15 protein-coding genes are annotated in these 18,000 nt (G+C 58.3%); 4 read left to right on the top strand and 11 right to left on the bottom strand.

Going from position 1 to position 18,000, the window contains the following annotated elements; translation table 11 throughout:
- The first annotated feature begins 90 nt into the window (after window positions 1–90).
- The 3 genes from I5192_RS06080 (at window position 91) to I5192_RS06070 (ending at window position 3,790) form a co-directional block, all read left to right on the top strand.
- Window positions 91–663 carry a YSC84-related protein gene (locus I5192_RS06080; RefSeq protein ID WP_170396874.1) on the top strand — a complete coding sequence of 191 codons (573 nt, stop codon included), beginning with the start codon at window positions 91–93 and terminating at the stop codon, window positions 661–663.
- Between the two features lie 165 nt (window positions 664–828).
- Window positions 829–3,291 (top strand): penicillin acylase family protein, encoded by a 2,463-nt coding sequence (locus I5192_RS06075; RefSeq protein ID WP_170567136.1) that lies wholly within the window; start codon window positions 829–831, stop codon window positions 3,289–3,291.
- Window positions 3,292–3,394: 103 nt separating this feature from the next.
- A complete protein-coding gene (locus I5192_RS06070) occupies window positions 3,395–3,790 on the top strand; it encodes a nuclear transport factor 2 family protein (RefSeq protein WP_170509614.1) in 396 nt (131 codons plus the stop codon).
- On the opposite strand, the gene hflX is transcribed toward I5192_RS06070, so the two are convergent.
- The 4 genes from hflX to trkA all read right to left on the bottom strand — a co-directional run bounded on the left by hflX (window position 3,787) and on the right by trkA (window position 8,346).
- Window positions 3,787–5,058 (bottom strand): GTPase HflX, encoded by a 1,272-nt coding sequence (hflX, locus tag I5192_RS06065; RefSeq protein ID WP_223117975.1) that lies wholly within the window; start codon window positions 5,056–5,058, stop codon window positions 3,787–3,789. The genes I5192_RS06070 and hflX overlap by 4 nt on opposite strands.
- On the bottom strand, window positions 5,058–5,297 hold the full coding sequence (hfq, locus tag I5192_RS06060; RefSeq protein WP_005982826.1) for an RNA chaperone Hfq: 240 nt from the start codon (window positions 5,295–5,297) through the stop codon (window positions 5,058–5,060). Before hfq ends, hflX begins: the two co-directional genes overlap by 1 nt.
- Window positions 5,298–5,428: 131 nt before the next feature.
- Complete coding sequence (locus tag I5192_RS06055) at window positions 5,429–6,970, bottom strand: TrkH family potassium uptake protein (protein WP_170396867.1); 1,542 nt, start codon at window positions 6,968–6,970, stop codon at window positions 5,429–5,431.
- A complete protein-coding gene (gene trkA / locus I5192_RS06050; protein ID WP_170396865.1) occupies window positions 6,970–8,346 on the bottom strand; it encodes a Trk system potassium transporter TrkA in 1,377 nt (458 codons plus the stop codon). The genes I5192_RS06055 and trkA overlap by 1 nt, the downstream gene beginning before the upstream one ends.
- 96 nt (window positions 8,347–8,442) lie before the next feature.
- On the opposite strand from trkA, the gene I5192_RS06045 reads away from it, so the two are divergent.
- A complete protein-coding gene (locus tag I5192_RS06045) occupies window positions 8,443–8,922 on the top strand; it encodes a hypothetical protein (RefSeq protein WP_170732345.1) in 480 nt (159 codons plus the stop codon).
- Here I5192_RS06045 and I5192_RS06040 read toward each other — a convergent pair.
- From I5192_RS06040 to dusB, 7 genes are all read right to left on the bottom strand, one after another.
- The gene (locus I5192_RS06040; protein ID WP_223117974.1) at window positions 8,887–10,080 is read right to left on the bottom strand and encodes an MFS transporter; all 1,194 of its coding nucleotides are present in this window, start codon (window positions 10,078–10,080) and stop codon (window positions 8,887–8,889) included. The two genes, I5192_RS06045 and I5192_RS06040, sit on opposite strands and share 36 nt — an antisense overlap.
- A 43-nt stretch (window positions 10,081–10,123) precedes the next feature.
- Window positions 10,124–10,714, bottom strand: coding sequence for a helix-turn-helix transcriptional regulator (locus tag I5192_RS06035; protein ID WP_255612092.1), 591 nt, complete (start codon window positions 10,712–10,714; stop codon window positions 10,124–10,126).
- Window positions 10,711–12,120, bottom strand: a complete 1,410-nt coding sequence (locus tag I5192_RS06030; RefSeq protein WP_170396856.1) for a sigma-54 dependent transcriptional regulator — start codon at window positions 12,118–12,120, stop codon at window positions 10,711–10,713. Before I5192_RS06030 ends, I5192_RS06035 begins: the two co-directional genes overlap by 4 nt.
- A complete protein-coding gene (locus tag I5192_RS06025; protein ID WP_255612139.1) occupies window positions 12,117–14,342 on the bottom strand; it encodes a PAS domain-containing sensor histidine kinase in 2,226 nt (741 codons plus the stop codon). Before I5192_RS06025 ends, I5192_RS06030 begins: the two co-directional genes overlap by 4 nt.
- Window positions 14,343–14,504: 162 nt before the next feature.
- Window positions 14,505–15,872, bottom strand: a complete 1,368-nt coding sequence (locus I5192_RS06020; RefSeq protein WP_223117972.1) for a response regulator — start codon at window positions 15,870–15,872, stop codon at window positions 14,505–14,507.
- On the bottom strand, window positions 15,872–16,951 hold the full coding sequence (locus I5192_RS06015) for a nitrogen regulation protein NR(II) (RefSeq protein ID WP_170396849.1): 1,080 nt from the start codon (window positions 16,949–16,951) through the stop codon (window positions 15,872–15,874). The genes I5192_RS06020 and I5192_RS06015 overlap by 1 nt, the downstream gene beginning before the upstream one ends.
- Window positions 16,948–17,931: a tRNA dihydrouridine synthase DusB gene (gene dusB, locus I5192_RS06010; RefSeq protein ID WP_255612091.1), complete on the bottom strand. Its 984-nt coding sequence runs from the start codon at window positions 17,929–17,931 to the stop codon at window positions 16,948–16,950. Before dusB ends, I5192_RS06015 begins: the two co-directional genes overlap by 4 nt.
- Window positions 17,932–18,000: the final 69 nt, after the last annotated feature.

The following is an 18,000-nucleotide window of genomic DNA, read 5'->3' as shown; positions in this document are numbered from 1 at the left end:
TCCCGTGACAGGCCGGTGCAATCGGCGTATTCTTGCAGACAAGATCGGGAACACCCGACATTTCAGGCACATACACAGAGACAGAGAAACATGAGCAGTTCAAACTCCCCCCGACTTAGCCGTCGCGGTTTTGCTTTTGGCATGGCCGGACTGACGCTGACCGCCGCCTGCGGCAACGGCGTTGGCAACTCCAACGCAGTCACACTCGACGCGCGCGTCGACGCGACGCTGAACGAGATGTACAGCAAGTATCCCAACACCGTTGAGATTGCCAACAAGGCCAACGGAATGTTGGTCATGCCACTGATTACAGATGCCGGATTTATCTTTGGTGGCGCCTATGGTCAGGGTGCACTGCGTATTCAGGGCGCGACGGTCGACTATTATTCCGCCATCTCCGGTACTGCGGGCCTGCAGATCGGCGCACAGCAATATGCGCATGTTCTGTTCTTTATGACCGAAGAGGCCTTGAACGATTTCCGCCGCTCCAGCGGTTGGACGGCCGGTGCAGATATCGGATACGTCGTCGACGCGACCGGAGAATCCTTGTCGACCGACACCACTCAGTTGCGCAAACCCGTGCTGGCCGCAGTCTTTGGACAAGCGGGTCTGAAGTTCGGCGCGACGGTCGAAGGCACCAAATATACGCGCATCATCCCCTAAGACCCAAGATACCACCCTCCCCCCTCTGACGAGCCCCGCTACATCTTGTGGCGGGGCTCCGAGTTTTCGCGGATTTCCACAAATTCCAGTGGCATTCCTCTTTCGGTCGGGCGGAGGTTCCAGTAACCTTGGCGCAAATGACCGCATAGAATTCTCGGGGGACAGATGGGTCTGGTTTTTCGCTGGCTGGTGAGACTTACGACAGGCCTGATCCTGCTGGCAATCGCTGCTGTGGGGTTGGTCTACTTTCTGGCCAGCCAATCCCTGCCTGAATACAATCAAACGCTTGAAGTTGAAGGAATAACTGCCCCTGTCGAGATCGTTCGCGACACTGCAAATGTGCCGCATATACTGGGCCAGTCCGACCCGGACGTGTTCTTTGGTCTGGGCTATGCCCATGCACAAGACAGGCTGTGGCAGATGACCATTCTGCGTCGGACCGCACAGGGCCGCTTGTCCGAAGTGTTCGGCCAGCGCACGGTAGCCATCGACAAATTACTGCGTCGTTTCGATCTTTACGGACTCGCCCATCGCTCAGTCGAGTTTCAGGACGACTATACCAAGGCCGCGCTTCGCGCTTATTCCGCAGGGATCAATGCTCGGCTTACCGAGATCAACGAACAGGCGCTTGGACGTGGCGCCCCCGAGATGTTCCTGTTCAACGCCCCCGTTCCCCCATGGCAGCCGGGCGACAGCGTAGCGATTATCAAGCTGATGAGCCTTCAGCTTTCCGGCCATCTTGCTGATGAAGTGTTGCGCGCACGCACATCGCTGATGCTGGATAATCCCGCACGGCTGGCCGACATTCTGCCCGACGTCCCCGGTCCCGGTATTGCCGCGCTGCCCGAGTATGCTGATCTGTTTCCAGACCTTCCGCGCTATGCCCAAGGCACCCCGATGCCCGACACGCCGCTGTCGCCTTTCCCGCAGCGCGGGCTGGCAGGTGCGTCAAACGCGTGGACCGCCGCGCCGTCCCGCTCGGCCAGCGGTGGCACGTTGCTGGCAAACGATCCGCATCTGGGCCTCACCGCCCCGGGTATCTGGTATCTGGCGCGGCTGGAACTGGCCAAAGGCGGCGTTATCGGTGCAACCATTCCAGGCGTACCGGCAATCTCAGCCGGACGGAGTGAGCGCTTGGGTTGGGGCCTTACCTCCTCCTATCTGGACGATCAGGACGTTCACATCGAACAACTGAACCCCGACAATCCCGAAGAATACCTTACTCCAGACGGCTACAAACGCTTTCAGACCCGCCCTTCGATTATCGAGATCAAAGACGCCGCCCCAATTACCCTGACCCTGCGCTGGACCGAGAATGGCCCGGTTCTGCCGGGCACGCATTATGATCTGGAAACCATCACACCACCGGGCCATGTCGCGTCTCTGTCGTGGAGCGCGCTTAGCCCCCGCGATACATCCATGAGCGCCTCTTTGGCGCTGATGAATGCCGATTCAGTTCGAGACGCCATTGACGCGGCCGAGGACTATATTGCCCCTTCGCAAAACTTGTCGCTTGTCGATAAAGACACGATCGGCATGAAACTGGTCGGCGCAATGCCCCGGCGCGATCTGAACAATCAAAGCCGAGGCCGCATTCCCACCCCCGGCTGGCTGGAACGGAACCGTTGGCAGGGCCGCCTGCCCTACTCAGACAATCCTGAATTCGTGGCCCCGGTCGGCGGAGTTCTGGGTAACACCAACAACAAGATTATCGACCGGCCCTTCCCCCGCCATGTGTCGTACGAGTGGGGCGACACCCAGCGGGTCAATCGCTGGGAACGCCTGATGCAATCGCGCGAGGTACATACGCGTGACAGTTTTATCGAAGCGCAGTTGGACACGGTTAGCTTTACAGCGCGATCACTGCTTCCTCTGATCGGCGCCGACCTCTGGTTTACCGGTGAGTCGGCACCCGAAGGCACGCCCGAACGGCAGCGTCAAATCGCGCTGGATCTGCTGGCCAACTGGAACGGTGAGATGAACGAGCATCTGCCGGAACCCCTGATCTACGCCGCATGGTTGCGCGCGCTGCAAATCCGCCTGATCTCGGACGAACTTGGTCCGCTGGCTGCCGAGTACAAGCATGTCGAGCCGCTGTTTATCGAACGGGTGTATCGCGATATCGACGGTGCCTCGGTCTGGTGCGACGTGGTTCAGAGCGCTCCCGTTGAAAATTGCACCGACATGGCACGACTGGCCCTGGATGACGCGATCATTTGGATTTCCGAGCGCTATGGCCCCGCACTCGAATCTTTACGCTGGGGCGATGCGCATCAGGCCACCCAGGACCACCCTGCGCTGGGCCAGGTTCCGGTGCTGCGGTTTTTCGTCAACATCCGCCAATCCACCAGCGGTGGCGATAACACACTGCTGCGCGGGCGCACGTCAGGCGAAGGACCGGACCCGTTCCAGAATGTGCATGGCGCAGGTTATCGTGGCGTCTACGATTTTGCGGACCCCGATAGTTCGGTTTTCATCACCGCAACTGGCCAGTCAGGCCATTTCCTATCTCGCTATTATGACGATCAGGCCCAACTATGGCGGCGCGGGGAATACATCCCCATGTCGCTGGATATCGGGCTTGCCCGAGCAGCGGCAGTTGGTGTGACCGTCCTGAACCCGCGCTGATCTGATCGGCAAATCCCCGCCCCTTTTTGAACCTCGCGTGGCGCACCCCTTCGTTATCGCCTAAACTCGTCTGGCCGTCGCATTGCACGAAGGGGGAAAATGCATGGGCAGCTTTCGAGACACCTTAAACAATCTCGCACGCGATTATGCCATCGCCTGGAGCTCGGGCGATCCCGACTTGGTCGCCGGTTTTTTCGCCCCCGAAGGTCAGATCAGCATTAATCGCGGTGAGCCCCTGCGCGGCCATGCCGAAATCGCTGAAATGGCCCGCGGGTTCTATGCAGAATTCCCCGATCTTGAGGTGCGTTGCGATATGATGCGTTGGGCCGGAGGGCATGCCATTTTTGTCTGGACCCTCGAAGGCCATCACGCCGAGACCGGCAACCGTGTCGTTACACGCGGCTGGGAAGAGTGGGAGCTTTCAAAGGACAACAAGGTGCTATCATCGCTTGGGTGGTTCGATGCAGAGGATTACCAGCGCCAGATAGACGGTACCTAGAACGCCGCGAAGCGGGACGCCTGCTTGTCAGTCCAGAGCACCGTGATCTCGAACCCCGCTTCGGTCTGATCTTCAGACCTGACCACATCCTGACGATAGAGCCACGCGCGTTTGTCACCATCGGCAAAGCCCAGTTTCAGGATAGTCTCATGCCGCGCGCCCTGCAGGATCGTGGCGATTTCAGACAGCAGTGGATCAACACCTTGGCCCGTTACGGCCGATATGGCAAAGATCGCCGGATCACGCTCGGCCCGGGCAAGCGCGGCTTCGCGGTCTTCCGGGCTCAGCAAGTCGATCTTGTTCCAAACCTCCAACCGGGGGCGACTGTCCTCGACACCCAAAGAGTTCAGGATCGCCTCAACATCCCGTGCCTGTGCTTCGGTTTCTTCGTGGCTGATATCGCGGACATGCACGACCAGATCAGCCCCCAGAACCTCTTCCAGCGTGGCGCGGAAGGCCGCAACCAGTTCCGTGGGCAGGTTCGAGATGAAACCCACGGTATCGGACAGGATCACCTCGGGGCCATCCGGCAGCTCAACCCGTCGCATGGTTGGGTCCAACGTGGCGAACAGCATGTCTTTTGCCATCACCTCGGCCCCGGTTAGGCTGTTGAACAGCGTGGATTTCCCGGCGTTTGTATAGCCAACAAGTGCAACAATCGGGTATGGAACCTTCGCGCGCGCTGCGCGGTGTAAGGTGCGGGTCTTCACCACTTTTTGCAATTGGCGGCGCAGGCGGACCAGTTGTTCATCAATGGCACGCCGGTCGGCCTCGATCTGAGTTTCACCGGGACCACCCACAAACCCAAGGCCACCGCGCTGACGTTCCAGGTGGGTCCAGGCCCGAACCAGTCGCGTACGCTGATAGCTAAGCGCGGCCATCTCAACTTGCAGCACACCTTCGCGGGTACGCGCACGGTCGCTGAATATTTCCAGAATCAAACCGGTCCGGTCGAGGATTTTGACCTTCCACGCTTTTTCCAGATTGCGCTGCTGAACCGGAGTCACTGGCCCGTCGATCAGAACCAGCTCGATCTCATTGTCGTGGAGGCGTTCGGCCAGTTCCTCGATCTTGCCGCTGCCGAACAGAAAACCAGCCTGCGCGCGCGGTAGGCGCACTATTTCGGAACCGACCACATCCAGATCGGGCAAAGCGGCAGCGAGTGCCACCGCCTCTTCCAGCGCTGGTTCGGGGACACGGCGCTGTTCATCTGATTTGATTTCGGGATGCAGCACCCAAGCCCGGGTGTGCGCCCTCTCATGTTCCATCAAGAGGCGTCTTCGCCCTCATACAGGTTGATCGGCTGTGACGGCATGATGGTCGAAATCGCATGCTTGTACACCAACTGCGACTGTCCGTCGCGGCGCAGCAGCACGCAGAAGTTGTCGAACCAGGTGATTACACCCTGCAATTTCACACCGTTGATCAGGAATATTGTGACCGGGACCTTTGCTTTCCGTACATTGTTCAGGAACGCGTCCTGCAGATTCTGTCTGTCCGAAGCCATATTTTGTTATCTCGCCATTGTTCTTGCTACGCGCTGCGGACCAACGCGCTCCCTCCGGCAGAGTATGGAGTGCCGCGCACAGATATTCCAGATGAAAAATCAGGCAGTAACACCAGGTGCCTGACGCAGGGTCAATCGCGCCACAGCGTTGGCGTAATCAGCGCCACGATAGCAAGAGTTTCCAACCGCCCGATCACCATCGCCGCGCAGACCGTCAACTTGGCCCCGCTGGAAAGATCAATCAGACGTATGGGCACATCCGTTGCCAATTCTATCAACGGCCCCGTGGTGCTGAGTGCGGCAACGCTGAGCAGCATGGCCTGTTCAAAACCTACGCCCATGACGGCCAGCAACAAATCGAACAAGGCCAACGTCAGGGCGAACATCATCAGGAATATCCAGGCGATGAAGGCACCGTCGCTTTGAATGCGGCGGTTGCCGCCACCCTCTCCACTGACCGAAGAAGGATAGATCAATCGGTCAATCTCGCGCTTGCCATTCAGATAGAGCGCAAAAACCCGCAACAGCTTTACCCCACCCGCAGTCGTCGCCACGCCTCCTCCGACCAGGGCTAGCCCCATCAGAATCAGGCCCGGTGTGCTCAAGCCCGACAATTGCTGCGCGTCGTTCCAGTTGGCGCTTTCAAATCCGGCCGTGGTCAGAAACGACATCGCCGTAAACATGAACCCCCAAAAAACGCCAAGTGCTTGCCGCACTTCGACGGCAATGTTCAGTTCGGCCGTTCCAGCCAAAAACCGGATGAACAGCAGCACAGCGACCGCCAGCACGATGAAGATGCCAATCCTAAATTCTGGGTCTTTGTCCAGCCGCGAATACCCTGAGGTCGCTGTATCGGTCGAAAAGGTCAGCCGCGACAGGGCAAAGAACAGGAACAGGAACAGGATCGCCTCGCCAGTGATTCCTGCGGTCGATCCTTCCAATCCACCGACGGGTGATATGCCGGAAGTCGCAATCACTGACATCGCGTGGCTCACGGCAGTAAGCCCTTGCTCACCTGCGATCAACAGCAGGATCCAGATCACAGCTGTCAAACCCGCATAGACGGGTGCCAATGTGCGCGACACGCGGATCAGATGGCCGCGTGGATCGGACTTCTCGCTCTGTGCCACGCCCGAGACGGGACGCCCCGGTTGCCCCCGGGCTGTGACTTCGAAACCGCCCAACGACAAGGGCGCCAGAATCGCGGCCGCCGAGATCCACATCAGCAATCCGCCCATCCAACCGACCAACGCGCGCCATAGGTGCAACGGCGCCGAAAGGCGTGCGGGATCGGGGAACAGATCAGCGCCGGTTGTGGTCAGCGCGCTGACCATATCGAAATAAGCGTTCAGGAAGCTGGTTGTCCCCAGCGCATCGTGAAACGGAATAGCAAGAAATATCGGCAGTACGGTAAAGGCGGCCAGCAGAACCGCCAATTGGCCAAGCGTTCCCCGCCGTGGTCGTCGGTTCGACATGGCCAGAGCTATGATCGACACCGCAAAAACACCCAGCAATCCGGAATAGAAGAATGACCGTGAGGTGGCGTGATCATCCAGCGCCAGCGCATAAACTGCGGGTATCCACATTGCCAGCGACACGATACCCCAGATCATCAGCAGCAGCGGCAATCGCCGCAATACTCCGATCCGTTGCTGTCCGCGTGCTTGCAACATCAGAAGAAATCGATTGAAACCTGCATCAGACGCTCAACCTCGGGCACGTCTTTGGCCATTGCAAAGATCGCCACCACGTCTTTCTCGTCGATGCGCAGGCTGCCGGTCGGGCGCAGAACCTCGTCACCTTTGCGTACTGCGCCGACCAGGACGCCTTCTGGGAAATCGATGTCGCGCAGTTTTTGTCCAGCCATGGGCGAGGTTGATAGCACTTCGGCCTCGATTACCTCGGCCTCGGCATCTCCAATGGAATACACCTGACGCACGCGCCCGTGCCGAATGTGACGCAGGATCGAACTGACAGTGGTGGCGCGCGGGTTGATATATGCGTCAATCCCCAGCGGTCCCATCAAAGCGACCATGCTGGGGTCGTTGATCAGGGCGATGGCCAGTGGACAACCCTCTCCCTTGGCGCGTACCGCGGCCAGCATGTTGGTGCGATCGTCATCCGTGACCGCCAACATCGCGTCGGCGCGCTCAATCCCTGCTTCGCTCAGCAAAGATGAATCTAGGCCGTCGCCGTTCAGAACAATCGTCCGCTCCAATGCCTCGGCAGCGATTTCGGCGCATTTGCGGTCACGCTCGATGATCTTGGCACGCACCCGGCTTTCGCGCTCTTCCAGTGTGCGGGCCACTTCCAACCCGACATTACCGCCGCCGACGATCACCACACGATCTTGCTTACGCTGAGCCTTGCCGAACACCTCCATCGTACGTTCAACGTCTTTTACGCTAGTGAAGACGTAGCATTCGTCGCCTACAAACAGCTGATCCTCGGATTCCGGCGCAAACAGCGTCCCTTCACGGCGCACACCAACCACAATCGAGCTGAGCGTGGAAAACAGGTCGGTCAATTGTCGCAGCGGTGTGTTGACGATTGGGCAGTCTTCCTCGACCCGAATGCCCAGCAGTTGCGCCTTTCCATCCATGAATATCTCGGTATCGAAAGCAGAAGGTGCCGAAAGACGGCGCATCGCTGCGGCGGCAACTTCGCGTTCCGGGCTGATCACTACATCAATGGGCAGATGATCGCGGCGGTAGAGATCGGAATGGATTGCTTCAAGATAGGATTTCGACCGCAAACGCGCGATCTTGCGCTGGATCGAAAAAACCGAATGCGCCATCTGGCAGGTGACCATATTCACCTCATCCGAATGGGTCGCGGCGATGATCATATCGGCATCCCGCGCCCCTGCCCGATCCAGCACATCCGGATAACTGGCGAAACCGGCGATCCCCTGCACGTCCAGCGTCTCGGTCGCGCGACGTACCAGATCGGGATTGTTGTCGACCACCGTCACATCGTTCAGTTCGCCCGAAAGGTGACGCGCAATCTGCCAGCCGACTTGACCGGCACCGCATATGATGACCTTCATGCTCTTGGCCTTTCTGCCTGAAATCTTTGAATGACAGATGCCCCCAAAGCGGTCAATTGAATTGTCATGCCTCCTAAGCTACGCCAAAGTAAGCATATGAAAACCATTCTGCCTGCCCTGATTTGCCTGCTGACGCTGTCCGCTTGTGGTCCGCTTTCTTTGTATTATCGCGAAGGTGAGAGCGTCTCGCGGATGCAGACCGAGACCACGAACTGCCAGGTGCAGGCGCTCAAGGACGCCCCTGTCGCCAATCAGGTCCGGCAGAGCCCGCCAGTCTATTGGCCCGGGCGCACCTATTGCGATGGCCGAGGACGCTGCTATCGCAACCCCGGATGGTGGGAGCCTGGGCGGGTCTATACCGTCGACGTGAATCAGGGGCTGAGAAACAAGGTCGAGGCGCAGTGCATGGCCCAAAAGGGCTATCGCCCGGTCAGCCTTCCGCCTTGCAAACAAGGTGTCAAATCGCGGGTCACGCCCACGCGCACCACGACGCTCCCGCCGCTGAACAGCGCGTCCTGTTTCGTGAAATTTGACGACGGGTCATTTCAGATCGTCACTCCGGGACAAGCCGGCTGATTTGCGACGCCGCGCCAGCAGCAGATGCGCTATGATCGCGATGCTATAGAACGCGGCGACGGCTACAAACATGCCAGCCTCATCGACGCCCAGCAATATCGCCAGCAATACCGGGGTTCCAAGCAGGTTTCCGGCATTGCCCATCTGCGCCATCGCACCATAACTCAGAGCTTGGGCTTCGGTGGTACCGTTTAACTCTGGCACTGCGGCGAAGCTGCCGCCCTGTACAAGCCCGAGCACGGCAAACAAGGCGATACATCCGAACGTAAGGGGCGCCCCCAGAAACAATGCGATGATCGTCGCGATCCCCAGCACAAAGCCCAGATTGACGACGCTGACGCAGGACAGGACGGTCAACAGCAAGGGCACCAGCAGCCATGACAGTACAATCCCTGCCAGGGGCATAAGTGCTGCAATCGATGCACCCTGCCCTTCGGGTAAACGACCCGGCAGGATCGCTAACAGAGAAACAAATGTCAGCGTGTAAAAGAACCAGCCAATTGCCGGGGCCGAAATAAAGGGTGAGCGGTAGGTCCTGATATGCACATCAAGGAAGGCGGAGAGCCCCCACCCGGTACCCTCCGTCTGGCCCATGTCGGTTTTCAGATTGCTAAGCGCGATCAGCGCGGCGATCAGCAGCATCAGACCCCCGTGCATGGCAAAGTATGTGGGCAGTCCGAAACGATCGACGATGGGCAGCCCAACCCAAGCGTTTAATGCGAATGCAACGCCAAAGAATGTACTCCACAGCACCATGGAATTATACCGCGCCCGACCGGATGTGATCTGAGCAATCAGCGTCGGTGCCGCCACCACAATCGCAAGATGGGACAGCCCCTCGATCACCCGGCTGAGCAGCATCAGTTGAAAAACCGGCAAGCTTGCTTGCAGCAAAGATAACGCGCCACCGAGCACAAGCCCTAATAGCAATAGACGATTTGGCCCAATACGCGCTGTGATCGCTCCGGATATCGCGCCCAAAGCAGCCCCCATTAGACTGATAATGGACAGCAACCAGCCGATCACGGCAGCGTTGTCCGGGTACAACAGCCCCACATCAGAAAATGGTACGGCAATCTTTGCAAATTGGGTTGCCGCACCGAGGCCAGCAAACCAGATCAGCATGACCTGCAAGAATGTGCGAAAAGAGTCACTCATGCAGCCGGTCTATCGCGCCTAACCTGACAGCGGAACGCATAAATTATGCGGTGACTTCGCGCCGCCCGCTGACCAGACGGACCGGAGTGCCATCACCCAGATACAACCGCTCCCACACGATTTGCCCGGCGCTGATCCTGATTTGATCATGCACAGCCTCGGAAGTCAGAAACGCTTTGGGTGAAGGCGAATGCAAATCCCACCAGCCATCTTTCTGCAGTTCTGCTTCGGCTTGTCGGATCTCATCCGTTGCAAATTGCCAAAGCGACACGCCCAGCAAGGCGCGCTGTGAGGTCTTCCAATCCCGCGCCCGGCTGCCCGAATAAGCAAGGCAGATATGGCTGGCCTCTTCGACAAGGTGCAAGCACTCTGCCGAATGAACGACCAGACGTTTCAGCGCAGAATCCTGCACCCGAACCGGCCCCAACGCTGCAAAAACGGACTGTTGAATATGCGGCGATGGCGTTTGACCCCCGTTTTCCCACCGGGAAATCGTGGTTTGGTCGACTTCAATCAGATCTGCGAGGGCGGATTGCTTAAGTCCAACCGACCGCCGCAACCGCTTCAACCGTTTACCAAAGGCGGGAAAACCGATGGAAACGGCTGCGGTCTTCTTATTCGGCGCGGCAATCACTCGGCTGGTTCGGGCTCGTCAATTTGAGCCACCCGCGCACCGGATTTATTCGAGGTCACTACGCCCAGCGACTTGAGCTTGCGATGCAAGGCGCTGCGTTCCATGCCGACAAAACTGGCCGTGCGGCTTATGTTGCCACCAAACCGATTGATCTGGGTCAGCAAATATTCACGCTCGAACGCTTCGCGCGCCTCACGCAGCGGCAGCGTCGCCAGTGCGCCAGACAGTACCACGCGCCCGGACTCGTCGGATTTCTCTTCTTCGTTGGGCAACTCGCGGGCCTCGATCGGGCCAGTGCTGTCGCCTAGGATCAGCACCCGCTCGATCAGGTTCTTCAGCTGACGCACATTGCCCGGCCATGTCATCGTTTGTAGCAAAGCAATAGCCTCATCCGACAGCTCGCGCATCGGCAGACCCTGTGTATCGTTGCACATCTCGATGAAATGTTGCGCCAGAACCGGGATGTCCTCTCGCCGTTCCTCCAGCGAGGGAACCGCAATCGGCACCACATTCAGCCGGTGATACAGTTCTTCGCGGAATCGTTCGGCGGCGATCTCTTCTTCCAGATCGCGGTTGGTCGAGGAAATGACCCGCAGATCAACCCGCACCTTGTCAGAGCCACCGACACGCTGGAATTGCTGATCAACCAACACGCGAAGAATCTTGGACTGCGTCCCCAGCGGCATGTCAGCGACTTCGTCGAAGTAGACAACGCCGCCATGCGCCTCTTCCAGCAGGCCTGACTCGATTCCGCGCTCAGACGATTCTCGTCCGAACAGAACCTCTTCAACCCTCTCAGGTTCAATCCCCGCACAATTGACCGTCACAAATGGGGCATTCGCCCGGTTGGAATGGGCATGGATATAGCGCGCGGCAATTTCCTTGCCCGACCCAGCCGGCCCGCTGAGCATAACCCGGCCATTCGACTTTGTTACCTTGTCCAACTGCCCCTGCATCGCTCGGAACGACGCAGAATTGCCAATCATGTCTGAACAGCTGACCTCCTGCCGCTTCAGCGAGGCATTCTCGCGACGCAGGCGCGAGGTTTCCATCGCGCGACGGATCACAACCATCAACTGGTCAATATTAAAGGGCTTTTCGATAAAGTCGTATGCCCCCTGTTTGATCGCGGCCACCGCAATTTCGATATTACCGTGGCCCGAAATGATCACCACCGGCACATCCGGGTTGTCCCGTTTCACCGCTTTCAGGATATCGATCCCGTCCATACGGCTGTCTTTCAGCCAGATATCCAGGATTAACAATCCCGGAGGTTCAGCATTGATCGACGACATGCACTCGTCCGAGTTTGCTGCCAGCCGGGTGGAATAGCCTTCGTCCTCCAGAATGTCGGACACCAATTCGCGAATATCGCGTTCGTCATCTACGATCAGAATGTCGCTCATCTTTGGCCTGCTTTCAGTTTGTTTGTTTTAATCGCCTGTTTTTCCGGCGCATTTGTCGGGCCGCCTGAGGCCCCGGGGAGACGAATGACAGCCATTGCGCCGAAATGGTCCTGTCCGTCGAATGTGGGCGCGTCTTCCAATGTCAGCGCTCCGCCATGTTCTTCGATGATCTTCTTTACGATGGGCAGGCCAAGGCCGGTGCCTTCGTCACGCGTGGTCACATAAGGTTCGAACAGCCGTGCCCTGTCCTCGGGCAGACCGATGCCATTGTCCGCAATGGTGATCTGCGTTCCTGCATCGTCAGTGGAGACAACGACTTTGATCTGAGGTTTCAGATTTTCCGGTGCACCTTTTTCTTTCAGCGTTTCAATAGCCTCGCCCGCGTTCTTGATCAGGTTCGTCAACGCCTGGCTCAACATGGTCGAATCCACATCCGCCAAAATGGGCTGTTCAGGTAAGTCCGCATCGATCTGAACATCAGGCTGACCCGCCTGCTGCAACAGAACCGCCTCACGCACTAGCGTCACGATATTCTCTTCGCGCCGTTCCGGTTCGGGCATGCGTGCGAATTTCGAGAACTCGTCAACAATCCGCCGCAGATCATTGGTCTGCCGCACGATCACGTCGGTCATCGATTCCAGGCTATCGCAATCGTCCTCGTCCAGCTTGCGCGAGAATTTGCGTTTGATTCGCTCGGCGCTCAGTTGGATCGGTGTCAGCGGATTCTTGATCTCATGCGCAATGCGACGGGCCACATCACCCCACGCCGCCATGCGCTGCGCGCTTACCAGATCGGTCACGTCATCAAAGGCCACAACGTAGCCTTCCAGCCTTCCATCCTCGCCACGCCGCGTCGCCATGCGTACCAGTAAGTTCTCCAACCGGCCTTTGCGGGTTACCTTGATCTCCCCCTGGACCGCCTCTTGCCCGCTGTCCTTAAGGGCTTCGAACAAAGGCAAAAATTCGGGAACAGCGATGCCGATTGCCAGGTTCTGCTCTCCACCAGACCAGCCCAGAAGACGTTCGGCGGATCGGTTCACGAAGGTCACACAGCCCTCTGAATCAACGCCAACGACACCGGATGTCACCGAGCTTAGCACTGAATCAAATAGCCGCCTTCGACGTTCGATATGGCGAGTGTTTTCCAACAGCGTGTCGCGCTGCCCCTTCAACTGACGAGTCATCTGGTTGAAGTAGCGGCCCAGCATCGCGATTTCGTCATCGCTGGCCTCTTCGATGACCTGAACACTCAGATCACCAGCACCAACGCGCTGCGCCGCCGTTGTCAGCCGTCCAACAGGGCGAGAAAGACGTTCAGCGAACCACATGCCCAGCGACATCGCGGCCAGAATCAGGATCACAGCAAAGCCGAGATACAGAAGGCCGAATTCGAACAGGACCCTGCCCCGCTCGCTTTCCAGTTGGCTGTAGAACTGTGCTGTCTCTTTGGTTTCATCAAGCAAGGTCAGAAGCTGCCCATCAACCTCGCGACTGACATAAAGATACCGGTCAAGATAGGCATGCAAAGGAACAAGCGCGCGGAATTCGCTGTTCTCCCAATCGGCAATGATGGCCACGCCCTGATCATTGGCCTCGATCATCTCTTCGGGAGTTGGTGCCTCGTAGTCGAACAGGTAGGACCGATCACCGCGCGACCGGATTTCGGCGCTGCCATCGATCACATAGGCCTCGCGCAAACCGCGTTGTATCTGGGCCTGCCCCTGGGCCAGAACCTCTCGCAATTCGGCGTCTGAGACAAAATAATCCAACGATCGCGCGTTATCGAGGAAACGCGCCAGAACAACCGCATCCTGCGTCAGGCCCTCGCGGTGTTCCTGCTCGTAAGCCTCGGCCGCAGTCAGTGACGACCCAACCACCTGCCGCACACGGTCCGAGAACCAACCTTCAAGGCCGATATTCACCGTCAGCCCGGCGAAAATCGCCACGGTGACCGTCGGTACCAGAGCCAACAGCGTGAAAGCGCCGATCAGGCGCAGGTGAAGACGGGAGCCCGCAGATTTCGCGCGACGTGCGGCGATCAGACTGAACAATTGGCCCAACACCAGCGCAGCTACGACCAGCACGTAGACCAGATCAGCCAACAAAATCAGCCGCAGTGTCGGTGCCGCAGCGCCAAGATCAAAAGGGCCAATGACGAGATAGGTTGCAAGCGCCAGAACCGGGCCCAGCATAACCAGTCCCAAGGTACTGAAATTGCGCATCCTCCGGGACTTGCGCCACCGGTTGATCGATAGGATCGGCCCGTTCTGTGCCCGGGTTGCCACCGTCTGCCCTCATTCTGATGTGCCGCTTGCGCGGCTTACCGCCATATATCGTGGTCGTTCCCGGGGTCGAACCCGAATGCCACTGTTTGTGTGGCGATATTACATCAGTTTGCGACGGCGTGTCACCTGAATATCGAGGTCAGTAATCTTTTTCCGCAGCGTATTCCGGTTAATCCCCAGGAGATCAGCACATTTTGCCTGATTTCCACCAGTCGCATCCAGCGCGATTTCGATCAACGGTGCCTCGACCTCGCGTAGAATACGTTGATAGAGGCCGGGAGGCGGCAGGATGTTTCCGTGCAGATCAAAATACCGGCGCAGGTGACGACCAACCGAAGATGACAGCTTCTCACGCTCGCCATCACCCAGAACTGGTTCGGCCTCGGGCTGGCTACCCAGCACCATCTCAACTTCGGTGCGCGAGATTTCATCAGAACGGCTGGTTAGACCAAGACGCCGGATCGCATTTTCAAGCTGTCGGACATTGCCGGGCCAGGAATACCGGCGCACCAACTCGACCGCTTCGGGGCTGAGGCGACGCTGCGCGCCGCTTTCCCGCTCCTCCCGCGCCAGAAAGTGATCGGTCAGCAAGGTGATATCATCAACCCGTTCGCGCAACGCAGGCACGTGGATCGTCGCACCGCAGAGACGGTAATAGAGATCTTGCCGCACGCGACCGTTTTCCATCGCGTCGGTCAGATCTGATTGACTTGTGGCCATGAAACGCGGCACGTGATCGCCCGGCGTGTCCATCATGCGCACGATACGGGCCTGGATCTCATCATCAATATCGGCAATTTCATCGATCAGCAGCGTACCACCACGTACGCGCGCCATAACCCGTGCCGGGCCTTCCAAATCGCTCAGATCGGCAGCTGTCACGGTGACAAAGGGCAGTGTCCTTCGGTCAGAGAAATCGTGAATAGCGCGTGCTATCAGAGATTTACCCGTCCCACTTTCACCAGAAATCATCACAGACAGATCCGTGTTCATCACCCGAGCGACCAGACGATAAAGCGCCTGCATCACCGAGGTGCGCCCGACAAGCGGCAGTTCATCAGGTCGGTCTTCGCTGGCCATCACCGGCTCAGCCTGTACCCGCTGCTTTTGATCCAGCGCCCTCGCGGTGCGCTTCATCAGATCGGGCAAATCGAAAGGCTTTGGCAGATAATCATAAGCTTCCGCCTCAGCCGCCTGAATGGCTGTCATGATGGTGTTCTGGGCCGAGATCACGATGACCGGCAAACCGGGACGGTCCTGCGCGATCTTTGGCAGCATCTCCAACCCGTTTCCATCCGGCATTACCACGTCCGAGATCACAACGTCGCCCTTGCCTTCGGCCACCCAGCGCATCAGCGTGGTCAGCGAAGATGTCGCGTGAACCTTGCACCCCGCCCGCGTCAGGGCCTGTGTCAGAACCGTGCGGATCGTGCGGTCGTCATCGGCAACCAGAACTGTGCCATCCATCAGATGCTCTCCTTTTCATACGCGTCGTTCGGTGCACGCCGCAGGGACAGTCGAAAACTAGTGCGACCGGGCACAGATTCAGCCGAAATCCAGCCGTCGTGGTCGGAAACGATCTTGCTGACCAGCGCCAGCCCAAGCCCGGTGCCGTTCTCCTTGCCCGACACGAAGGGGTCGAAAATATCACTGCGAATATTTTCCGGCAGGCCCGGCCCATCATCAATAATCTCGATCTGCAGAGGCAGCGAATGACCCGAACCGTCACTGCGCCGCAGTCGGAATGAATGCTCAAAATAGGTACGCAGCCGGATTGTACCGTTGCCATCAGCAGCTTCCGAAGCGTTTTTGAGCAAGTTCAGAACCACCTGCAGGAACTGATCCGGGTCCCCATAGGCCAAGGGCAGCGAGGGGTCGTAATCCTCGATAATCGTCATATGCGCGCCAAAACCCAACAGCGCTGACCTGCGCGCGCGATCCAGTACATCGTGGATATTGACCGGTTTGAAATCGGGTTGAGACAGGTTGCCGAACTGTTCTACTTGCTCCAACAACTTCACTATGCGGCGGCTTTCCTCAACGATAAGGTCAGTGAGCTCAAGATCTTGCTGCGAAATATTCATGCTGAGCAATTGCGCCGCACCGGTGATCCCTGCCAAAGGGTTCTTGATCTCATGCGCCAGCATCTCGGCCATGCCAATCGCAGACTGCGCTGCCGATTTCACAGTGTTGCCACGGGTCATCCGACCGGCCAGTTCGCGCGGCGAGATGATCATGATCATTGAACCGGGATGCCCCATCAGCGGCGCGATTTGCAGCGCACATTGTAGCGGCGCGCGATTGCCCGACCCAACGTCCACATCGTTCACGAACAGCGGTGTACCTTGTTGACGCGCGCGCAGAAACGCCTCTTCCAACGGCGCGTCAACCGCGAGTTGATCCCAGACCGGGTGTCCAATCACTGCCTTGCGGGAGGCGTTCAGAAACCCCTCACCCGAGGAGTTGACGTCCGATATCCGATCTTCGGCATCGATAATGAACGCCGGAACCGGAAGCGAGGTCCAGATGCTCTGGTCAGAGGTCATGCTGCTGCCTCCGCCGTGCCACTAAGCGCATCTGCCAAAAGCCGTAACACCTCATTGGTGTCGCGGGATGTCAGGACAGCCCGCCGCAAGGTGGCGGGTGTTCCGGCCTCATCCATGTACCAACCGAGATGTTTGCGTGCGACGCGCAGGCCCAGATCGGTACCGTAGAACTCCAGCATCGCCAGATAGTGGCCACGCACCATCTCGATCAGTTCAGTGCCCGTGGGAATGGTTGGAGAAGCAGCGCCATAGAGATCATGGCAAATCTGCGCCAGCAGCCAGGGCTTGCCCTGCGCCCCCCGACCTATCATGACGCCATCGGCCCCGGATTGATTCAGCGCGATTTGCGCGGCCTCGGTATCGACGATGTCACCGTTTGCGATGACAGGGATCGAGACGGCTTGTTTCACCGCCCGGATCGCCCGCCAATCTGCCCGGCCTTTATAGAATTGACAGCGCGTACGCCCATGGATGGTCACCATCCGGATGCCTGCGTCCTGCGCACGCCGCGCCACATCCGGCGCGTTCAGCAGATTGTCATCCCAGCCTAGCCGCGTTTTCAGCGTAACAGGCACATCAACTGCACCCACAACGGCCTCGATCAGCGTCAGTGCATGGTCCGGAGTTTTCAACAAAGCCGAACCGGAATAGCCGTTGGTTACCTTCTTGGCTGGGCAACCCATATTGATATCGATCACGCGCGCGCCCCGGTCAGCGACTTGCCGGGCGGCCTCGGCCATCCAATGCGCCTCGCGTCCGGCCAGTTGCACCGCGGTGTTTTCCACATCCGCCGACAGCTCGGCCCGTTCACGTACGCCTGGTTTGGCCTGTACCATCTCTTGGCTGGCGACCATTTCGCTGACAACCATGCCCGCGCCGAAGCGCATCACAAGGTCCCTAAAAGGCCGGTCGGTGATTCCGGCCATTGGTGCCAGCAGCACCGGAGGAGTCAGATCCTTTTCAGCAAGACGCAGGGCCAATGTGCTTAATCCTTGAGCAGTTGCGCATTTGATATCGAAATTGCGGCATATGAACAATAAAACGGGAGC

The sequence above is a fragment of the Ruegeria sp. SCSIO 43209 genome (genome assembly GCF_019904295.1).
Lineage (GTDB): Bacteria > Pseudomonadota > Alphaproteobacteria > Rhodobacterales > Rhodobacteraceae > Ruegeria.
This window is presented reverse-complemented; position numbering and strand designations above follow the sequence as displayed.